This window comes from Prosthecobacter sp., from assembly GCF_046154365.1.
In the GTDB taxonomy this organism is placed as follows: Bacteria; Verrucomicrobiota; Verrucomicrobiia; order Verrucomicrobiales; family Verrucomicrobiaceae; genus Prosthecobacter.
The window spans coordinates 1-7,518 of the sequence record NZ_JBJXFV010000062.1; the positions used below are offsets into that span (position 1 = coordinate 1).

10 protein-coding genes are annotated in these 7,518 nt (G+C 59.7%); 3 read left to right on the top strand and 7 right to left on the bottom strand.

The genetic code is table 11. The annotated features are described in order from the left end of the window. Positions 1 to 333 precede the first annotated feature (333 nt). Both ACKVY0_RS07365 and ACKVY0_RS07370 read right to left on the bottom strand, forming a co-directional pair. Positions 334 to 906 carry a hypothetical protein gene (locus ACKVY0_RS07365; protein ID WP_409214154.1) on the bottom strand — a complete coding sequence of 191 codons (573 nt, stop codon included), beginning with the start codon at positions 904 to 906 and terminating at the stop codon, positions 334 to 336. After that, entirely contained in the window at positions 906 to 1,082 is a 177-nt protein-coding gene (locus tag ACKVY0_RS07370; RefSeq protein ID WP_409214155.1) for a hypothetical protein, read from the bottom strand. Before ACKVY0_RS07370 ends, ACKVY0_RS07365 begins: the two co-directional genes overlap by 1 nt. A 215-nt stretch (positions 1,083 to 1,297) precedes the next feature. Here ACKVY0_RS07370 and ACKVY0_RS07375 point away from each other — a divergent pair, with 215 nt between their 5' ends. Next, positions 1,298 to 1,651: a nucleotidyltransferase domain-containing protein gene (locus tag ACKVY0_RS07375; RefSeq protein WP_409214156.1), complete on the top strand. Its 354-nt coding sequence runs from the start codon at positions 1,298 to 1,300 to the stop codon at positions 1,649 to 1,651. A 254-nt stretch (positions 1,652 to 1,905) separates the two neighbouring features. Here ACKVY0_RS07375 and ACKVY0_RS07380 read toward each other — a convergent pair whose 3' ends face one another. From ACKVY0_RS07380 to ACKVY0_RS07390, 3 genes are read right to left on the bottom strand one after another with little or no spacing between them, the layout of a single operon-like run. Further along, entirely contained in the window at positions 1,906 to 2,865 is a 960-nt protein-coding gene (locus ACKVY0_RS07380) for an acetyl-CoA carboxylase carboxyltransferase subunit alpha (protein ID WP_409214157.1), read from the bottom strand. Positions 2,866 to 2,892: 27 nt separating this feature from the next. After that, on the bottom strand, positions 2,893 to 3,831 hold the full coding sequence (locus tag ACKVY0_RS07385) for a LysM peptidoglycan-binding domain-containing protein (protein WP_409214158.1): 939 nt from the start codon (positions 3,829 to 3,831) through the stop codon (positions 2,893 to 2,895). 20 nt (positions 3,832 to 3,851) lie between these two features. Beyond that, a complete protein-coding gene (locus ACKVY0_RS07390) occupies positions 3,852 to 4,379 on the bottom strand; it encodes a hypothetical protein (RefSeq protein ID WP_409214159.1) in 528 nt (175 codons plus the stop codon). A gap of 128 nt (positions 4,380 to 4,507) precedes the next feature. Between ACKVY0_RS07390 and ACKVY0_RS07395 the strand changes: the two genes are divergently transcribed. Further along, entirely contained in the window at positions 4,508 to 4,780 is a 273-nt protein-coding gene (locus ACKVY0_RS07395) for a hypothetical protein (RefSeq protein ID WP_409214160.1), read from the top strand. 8 nt (positions 4,781 to 4,788) lie between these two features. Here the strand turns inward: ACKVY0_RS07395 and ACKVY0_RS07400 are convergent, their stop codons facing one another. Both ACKVY0_RS07400 and hprK read right to left on the bottom strand, forming a co-directional pair. Beyond that, on the bottom strand, positions 4,789 to 5,061 hold the full coding sequence (locus ACKVY0_RS07400; protein WP_409214161.1) for an HPr family phosphocarrier protein: 273 nt from the start codon (positions 5,059 to 5,061) through the stop codon (positions 4,789 to 4,791). 22 nt (positions 5,062 to 5,083) lie between these two features. Then, complete coding sequence (gene hprK / locus ACKVY0_RS07405; protein ID WP_409214162.1) at positions 5,084 to 6,052, bottom strand: HPr(Ser) kinase/phosphatase; 969 nt, start codon at positions 6,050 to 6,052, stop codon at positions 5,084 to 5,086. A gap of 135 nt (positions 6,053 to 6,187) precedes the next feature. Here hprK and ACKVY0_RS07410 point away from each other — a divergent pair, with 135 nt between their 5' ends. After that, positions 6,188 to 7,402, top strand: coding sequence for a bifunctional 3,4-dihydroxy-2-butanone-4-phosphate synthase/GTP cyclohydrolase II (locus tag ACKVY0_RS07410; RefSeq protein ID WP_409214163.1), 1,215 nt, complete (start codon positions 6,188 to 6,190; stop codon positions 7,400 to 7,402). Positions 7,403 to 7,518 lie beyond the last annotated feature (116 nt).

Sequence of the window (7,518 nt, forward strand, 5' to 3'; positions counted from 1 at the left end):
CCGACTTGAAATCATCAGCCTGCGGAAAGCAGCCAACTACTGACTGGAGAGCCGGATGCGGGAGAACCGCCAGTCCGGTTCGGTGGGAGGGGCGGCGCAACTCAATGCGCCGTCCCTACCTCAATCGGTCGGGCGGCTGTCTGTCTTCGATCTTCGCCGCCGAAGAGTGCGCCATGAGGCTGGAATGGCAGGGCGACGGATCGAATGCAGGTGCTGATGGCTCAGAGCGGCGCACTGACGGGCTGAAAGTGGGGTCCGACGGGTTCATGAGGCTTGCCAACGGCGTCGGAAGGCGGTTTTTGGCTGTCGGCGAGCTTATCTGTTTCTTGAAATCTAAGCGTGGAGCTGCGGGGGAGAGAAATAGCCGAGAATGCACTTGGGATTGCGCACGCAAACCTGGACGTGGTCGAGGCTGCGCAGGCCAGCGGTGGGATAAACGGGTTGGCCTTCATTGAAGAAGCCGCGCACGGTGTCGAAGGCGGGGCGTGCTGCCTGGTGTGTAAGATGATGGAGATGGTTCACCACGGCACAATCGAGGAAGCGGGCCTTGGATTCCGGCCCCTTGTTTCGCGCGGGTTCGACGCCGGTTGTCCGGCATTCGGCCATGAAGTTTTTGTAGGCTGTGGCAACAAGCTCGGCGCTATCGGGGTCGGCGAGGTCGAGACAGTGGCCAAGGTTGATGATCGCGCCGATCACGGCTGGCCGTTTGATTGGCGAGTGGGGCAGGCGGGAAATCTCGTGTGCCCATTGCATGGCACGAGTGAAACTGCGCTCCCAGAAGTAAATGCCATGTCCCAGCCAGTCCCAGGGATTCGTGCTGGACCGCAAAACCCCGCCATTGAGGATCATCCTGGCGATACTCACATCGCAGCCGTGGTAGCCAAAAATGATCTGCGGAGGGAGCATCAGCGGTACTGCTTTTTTAGTTTGCCGGTCCTAGTGTACATACCCGTCGCGAACAATGATTTGAGGGCATTCTCACGCGTCTTGGGTTGTCGCGCGATGAACTCATTGATCGCCTGGAGTGTCTGTTTGTAGTCTGCCGAGGGGAAAAGCGCAGCGGTGTCAATAGTTACTTTCATGGTGCGAGGTTAGCGGAGCGTGTCTCCATTTGCAACACTGGGCATGTTATCATGGCGGGAACTCGAATGCCCGCCTGACCCAGCTCGCCCCCCGGAAAGCCAGTTTTCCACCGACCAAGCCGAAGCCCTCCGCAAGTTGATGCCCGGCTGCAAGATCGCGCTGATCAAGCGCTACGATTGAACCATCCCTTCCTCGCACAAGAAAGATTTCGCAGTTGAGCCATGCTCAGGCCTGCTGCAACCTGCGGGGTGATCTCGAAAGAGAAATCAAAAACTACTGCGACGCCATCGCGGCGGCATTCAAGCCGCAGAAGATCATTCTGTTTGGCTCCGATGCCTACGGGGTGCCGACGGAGGACTCGGACGTGGATGTGATGGTGGTGATGCCAAAGAAGCGCTATCGGCGGGATCTCGGCTGGCGCATCCCCGTGAAGGTGCCGCCGGGCTTCCCCGTGGATGTGCTGGTGGAGGCTGATGACCGGCTGCAACGGCGGATCGAGGATAAGGAAGGCTTCATTCTGGACATCAATGAGAAAGGCAAGGTCATGTATGAAAGCCGCCACGCGTGACTGGATCAGACAGCCTCGTCTTCCGTAGGCCGTCATTCGCGGATTTAGGGCAAGAGAATGGGTGGGCAAAAGTGAACGGACGGATGCTGGGCATCCAAAGCGCCAAAGCTCATCGGTTTCCAGCCGCAACCACCAGCCAGCGCTGTGCCAACGGCCTAGATTTGACCATGAAATCCCTTGTTTGGATAATCATGAGCCATGCGGCGGAGGCAGGCTCTCGCGGCATGGTCCTGGGCAAATCAGGCTGAAACCGTTCAGCTTTCCGTGAACTGACCCAGCGCACGGAACTTCTGGTAGCGCTGCTCCAGCAGTTTTGCGGTCGGGATTTTGCCGAGTTCGGCCAGCGATGCGAGCACCGCGTCTTTGAGCGAGGTGGCAGCGGCAACGTGGTCGTTGTGCGCACCGCCGAGAGGTTCGGGGACGATGCCGTCGATGATGCCGAGCTTGGACAAGTCCTGGGCGCTGAGTTTGAGCGCGGAGGCGGCCTCAGGGGCGTGTTCGCGGTGCTTCCAGAGGATCGCGGCACAGCCTTCAGGGCTGATGACGGAATAGTAGGCGTTCTCCATCATGAGCACACGGTCGGCGATGCCGATGCCGAGGGCACCGCCGCTGCCGCCTTCGCCGATGACGATGGCGATGACGGGCGTGCGCAGGGTCATCATCTCGCGCAGATTGAAGGCGATGGCTTCGGCGAGGTTGCGCTCTTCAGCACCGATGCCGGGGACGGCTCCGGGGGTGTCGATGAGCGTGATGATGGGCAGGCTGAATTTCTCGGCCATGCGCATGAGGCGCAGCGCTTTGCGGTAACCTTCAGGATGGGCGCTGCCGAAGTTGCGCAGCAAATTTTCCTTCGTGTCGCGGCCTTTTTGATGGCCGAGAATGGCGACACGCTGGCCGCCCCAGGTGGCGAAACCGGCGGGCATGGCGTTGTCGTCGCCGATGTGGCGGTCACCGTGAATCTCCACGAACTCATCACAGCAGTACTTGATGTAATCGAGCATGAAGGGCCGGGCGATGTGGCGGGAGATCTGCACCCGCTGCCATGGGGAGAGGTTGGCGTGGATGTCACGCTGCAAGGTGTTCAGTTTGGCCTCCTGATCGGCGATCTGTGCTGCGAGTTTGTCGCTAGGCTTGGCGGCGAGCTTTTTCTGCATCTCCTCGATCTCTTCGCGGAGTTTGACGATGGGTTTTTCGAATTCCAAAACTTGGTTCATGGCGGTCGGGAATGAGGTGAGTGGTGGTTAACGCACGAGGCTCAGCTTTGACTTGGTGCGCACTAACGCAAAGATTTCTTCAATGTCTTCGCGATTGAGAAAGATACCGGTCTCAGAGGCGGCGGCGGGGGCTGGTGGCGGGGTGGCGGCGGGTGAGGAGCCTTTCTTGGCAGGCGCAGACTTGGGTTCATCCACGGGCAGGGCGCGGGCGACGGGAGGTGTGCTGATGACGATGCCGGACTTCGTGCCGGAGATCCATTTTTCCGCGTCCAGGTAATGCGGATCGGTGGCGGTCACGGGCTTGCCATTGTAGATGGAGTTTTTGCCGGCCACCTCCATTTGCACCGGCAACCGCGTGCCGGCCGGCAGGCGGATGTCCTTGGCATCATAGACTTTAAACAGGTACTCTTTGTCACCGACGGTGCGCAGCAGTCTGACCTGCTTTTTGGACACGAAGACACCGAGGTTGAACTCCATCGGGATAAGCGTGAGGTGGTCGCCCGGCTGGAGCATGGGACTCATCAGACCGTTCATGCGGATGATGGAGTCGATGGTGGTGTTGTGCGCGCCAGCGATGCCTAGCAGTGAATTGCCCGGCTGGACGATGTAATCCTTCTTGCCCGCCATGTTGTCGGGCGAGTAGAGCTGGTCGAGATTGATCTCGCCGATGATGCGCATGGCCTCGGGGCTGGCTGCGGAGTCTGGGAACTGCAGTCGCAGCTTATCGAGTGCATCGCGTCCTTCCTCGGTCTTGCCGCGGCGGATGAGATCGACGGCGGCCTCGAACCGCTTCACGCCGGGGTCGATGCGCGGGCGGTCCTTGCCCTTCATCGCGGCGATGTCGTTCTCCACCTGATTTTCTTTGAGCAGCACGTTGGTATAGAACCACCAGCCGATGGATAGGCTGCCGGCCACCAGGCCGATGGTGATGAGGAAAACGAGAATCTTGAGCTGTGGCTTGGCCATCGTTGCAGCAAAATGCGCGCTCAGCCGAGCAGGCCGCGCCGTTTGAAATCGAACAGGTTGATGTTCTGGGACTTCTCGATCATCTCAACGGTGAATTTGAGCAGGCAGATTTCCCAGGTGTCGTCCACGCCTTGAATCACCGCACGCATCGGGTTGCCGGTGGTGCGGATGTCGCCGAGCAGCTTGCCGCAGACCTCGTCCATGGACTCATGCACGATCTGCTCGGTGATCTCGCCTTTGCGGAATTTGAAGCCGTATTTCAGGATCGCCAGCTTGTGCAGGTTGTCTTTGAGGAAGTCGCCAAACGCGGCCACTTCCGGTCCGAAGCCCTCGAAATCGAAGTTGCCGGGCATCTCCGGGCGCAGGATCAGCGGCTTTTCCGCCTCAATGCGGCCTTCGCGCACGCGCACGGCACCCACGGTGTCCATGAGTTCGGTGACGATCTGAAACTCAAACTGCGTGCTGCCGAAGGTGTCGATGCGGCGGTCCGGTTCGTGCAGAACCTGGGTGTTTTCCAGGGCGTATTGAATGTCGAACTCGGTGGGCATGTGTTTGGGGTGGCGGAGAGTAGGCTGCTTGGGCGGTGGAGCCAGTGATTTCTTGGCTGTGATGGTTGTGATGACTGTGTGGGCATTTTCTTGTCGCTGGCGGCGCAAACCCGTTCCAAAATCACGGCATGACCTCCGGCCATCTCCTTGTTCTCGGTGGCAGCATCCTGTGGATGCTGCTGTGCATGCGTTTCTGGTATGCCATCGACCGCGAGCACACCTGGCAGCGGCGGTTCATCGCCATCGGGGCAGGCATCGGTGGCGGACTGATCTATTTGGTCGGGACGATGATGCTGGAGATGCTCAAGGATCACACGCCGCCTGAGCCGCCGGGCGGCGCAGAAATTCGGGTGTCAGCACCGCCACCGCCGGTCGAAGATCCGAAGAAAACCAAGCCGTAAACGCGGCATCACTCCACGTCACCAAAGCCCGACGAGACCAGTTCGACGAGATCAGCCACCGCCGCTTCGGCGTCGTTGCCGTCGGCGATGATTTTGATCGTCTCACCACGTCCGGCGGCCAGCATCATGAGACCCATGATGCTTTTGCCGTTCACCGGTTCGTCGTCCTTCTCCACCCAGACATCGCACTGATATTTGCTGGCACGTTTCACGAACTGCGCCGCCGGGCGCGCGTGCATGCCCATCTTGTTGCGGATCGTGAGTTCTTTTTCAATGCTCATGGGGGAGTCGGGTGCCTTACATTTAACCTAATTGGTCATCCGTCATCTTTTTTAACAACCTTTGATCAAACTCTACCGCGCTGTTATAGCCGAAAGCCCGCAGTTTGTAGTTCATGGCCGCCAGTTCGATCAAGGCGGCCACGTCCCGGCCCGGTTCCACCGGCAGGGCCACTCGTTCGATCTTCATGCCCATGACATCGCGTGAATCGGTGCTCGTGCCCACACGCTCCAGATCCTCGGTCTTCGCACCACGCACGAGTTCCACGATCAAATCCAGCCGCTTGCTCAAGCGCACCGCGCCCACCCCGAAGAGCGCCGCCACGTTCAGGATGCCCAGGCCGCGGATTTCGATCATGCCGCGAGTCATGTCCGGCGCGGAGCCGATGATCTCGCGGTCTTCGATCAACCGCAGTCGCACGGCGTCATCCGCCACCAGACTGCCGCCGCGCTGGAGGAGACCGATCACGCTTTCGCTTTTGCCGCAGCCGCTGTCGCCCTGAATCAGGACGCCGATGCCCTGTACATCCACGAGGCAGCCATGCACCAGCAAGTTCGGGGCAAAGGCCCACTCCAGCTTGATCGTGGCCGCGTTGAGGAACTTCATCGTCATCATGTTCGTCTGGAACACGGAGATGCCCGCGCTGTTCGCGATGTCGATCAAGTCATCACCGATGCGATGACTGCGTGCGATCACAATGCACGGAATGTCCCACGAACAGAGCTGGCTGAAGCGTGCGGCGCGCAGTTTGGGCTCCAGACCTTCGAGGAAGGAGCTTTCCGAGTTGCCGATCACCTGCACACGCTTGTAGGCGAAGTAGGTGAAGAAGCCCGAGAGCGCCAGACCGGGTCGGTTCACCGAGGGTTCACTGATCTTGCGCGTGAAGCCCGCATCGCTGCCCACCAGCTTGAGTCTGAGCACTTTTTCATTCAGCCGGAAAAATTCCTCCACCGTCACCGAGGACGGGCGTTTGACTTTGGGCGGCAGGGGCATGCGGATGACTCTACTCGCTGCCCCTCCGCGACGGCAATGAAAAACCAACTCGTGCTGGAAAACAGTCCCCAACCGGCTAAATCATCCGCCCCCGAACGCCGCAACCAGCGGCATTGGCTCTTTCCCACCTCTCCCATGCCGCGCAAAAAGGAACCTGTCTTCGATTCCATGGAGTCTGTCATCGCAGACATCCGTGCCGGACGCATGGTCATCGTCACCGATGATGAGGACCGCGAAAACGAGGGCGATCTCATCTGCGCCGCCGAAAAAATCACCGCCGAGATGGTGAACTTCATGGTGCGCCAGGGCGGCGGCATGCTGTGCGTGCCTGTTTCCCTCGAAATCGCCCAGCGCCTCAACCTCGCCAGCATGGTGCCGGAAAACCGAGAAGCCTTCCGCACCGACTTCACCGTCACCGTCGATGCCGCCCAAGGCATCTCCACCGGCATCAGCGCCGCCGACCGCACCCGCACGATCCGTCTGCTCGCCGATGCCAAAAGCAGCGCGGAAGACCTCGTGCAGCCCGGCCACATCAATCCGCTCGTTGCCAAACCCGGCGGTGTGCTGCGTCGTGCCGGTCATACTGAAGCGGCGGTCGATCTCGCCCGACTCGCCGGTTTGCGTGAGGCTGGCGTGCTCATCGAGATCATGAATCCCGATGGCACCATGGCCCGCCTGCCGGATTTGAAGAAGTTTGCGAAGAAGCACGGCCTCAAGATGGGCAGCATCGCTGATCTCATCGCGTATCGTCGCCTCAGCGAGAAACTGGTCGAAAAAATCGAAGTCGTCGATATGCCCACCGACTTCGGCGACTTCAAACTGCATCTCTATAAGAGCAATCTCGATGGCGTGCATCACATCGCCCTCGTCATGGGCGACATCACCCCCGACGCGCCGATACTCGTCCGTGTGCATAGCGAATGCCTCACCGGCGACATCTTCGCCTCCCGTCGTTGCGATTGCGGCAGCCAGCTCCATGCCGCGATGCAGCAGATCGCCAAAGCAGGGAAGGGGATCATTGTTTACATGCGTGGTCACGAAGGGCGCGGCATCGGCCTGCATGGCAAGATCATGGCCTACAAGCTTCAGGAGCAGGGCCTCGACACCGTCGAAGCCAACCTCAAACTCGGCTTCCCCATGGACCTGCGCGACTACGGCATCGGTGCGCAGATCATCTCCGACCTCGGCGTGCGCAAGATCCTGCTCATGACCAACAACCCGCGCAAAGTCGTCGGTCTCGAAGGCCACAAGCTCGAAATCGTCGAGCAGGTGCCGGTTAAATCGGTGCCGAAGCCCGAGAACGCCCGTTACCTCGAAACGAAGAAGAAAAAGATGGGCCACAAATTATGAAGTGCTCAGTGCTCAGTTTTCATTCCAGGCTCGTTGCTTGCATCCTGTTAATCCTTCCTGAATCCCGTTAATCCTGTCACAAGAATGTCCAACGCCGCCTCCAGCCGCCCACGTCC

What these genes read in the sequence shown, in the direction of transcription:
- ACKVY0_RS07365 (WP_409214154.1), bottom strand. Translation starts at nt 906, where the DNA reads ATGCTCCCTCCGCAGATCATTTTTGGCTACCACGGCTGCGATGTGAGT.
- ACKVY0_RS07370 (WP_409214155.1), bottom strand. Translation starts at nt 1,082, where the DNA reads ATGAAAGTAACTATTGACACCGCTGCGCTTTTCCCCTCGGCAGACTAC.
- ACKVY0_RS07380 (WP_409214157.1), bottom strand. Translation starts at nt 2,865, where the DNA reads ATGAACCAAGTTTTGGAATTCGAAAAACCCATCGTCAAACTCCGCGAA.
- ACKVY0_RS07385 (WP_409214158.1), bottom strand. Translation starts at nt 3,831, where the DNA reads ATGGCCAAGCCACAGCTCAAGATTCTCGTTTTCCTCATCACCATCGGC.
- ACKVY0_RS07390 (WP_409214159.1), bottom strand. Translation starts at nt 4,379, where the DNA reads ATGCCCACCGAGTTCGACATTCAATACGCCCTGGAAAACACCCAGGTT.
- ACKVY0_RS07395 (WP_409214160.1), top strand. Translation starts at nt 4,508, where the DNA reads ATGACCTCCGGCCATCTCCTTGTTCTCGGTGGCAGCATCCTGTGGATG.
- ACKVY0_RS07400 (WP_409214161.1), bottom strand. Translation starts at nt 5,061, where the DNA reads ATGAGCATTGAAAAAGAACTCACGATCCGCAACAAGATGGGCATGCAC.
- hprK (WP_409214162.1), bottom strand. Translation starts at nt 6,052, where the DNA reads ATGCCCCTGCCGCCCAAAGTCAAACGCCCGTCCTCGGTGACGGTGGAG.
- ACKVY0_RS07410 (WP_409214163.1), top strand. Translation starts at nt 6,188, where the DNA reads ATGCCGCGCAAAAAGGAACCTGTCTTCGATTCCATGGAGTCTGTCATC.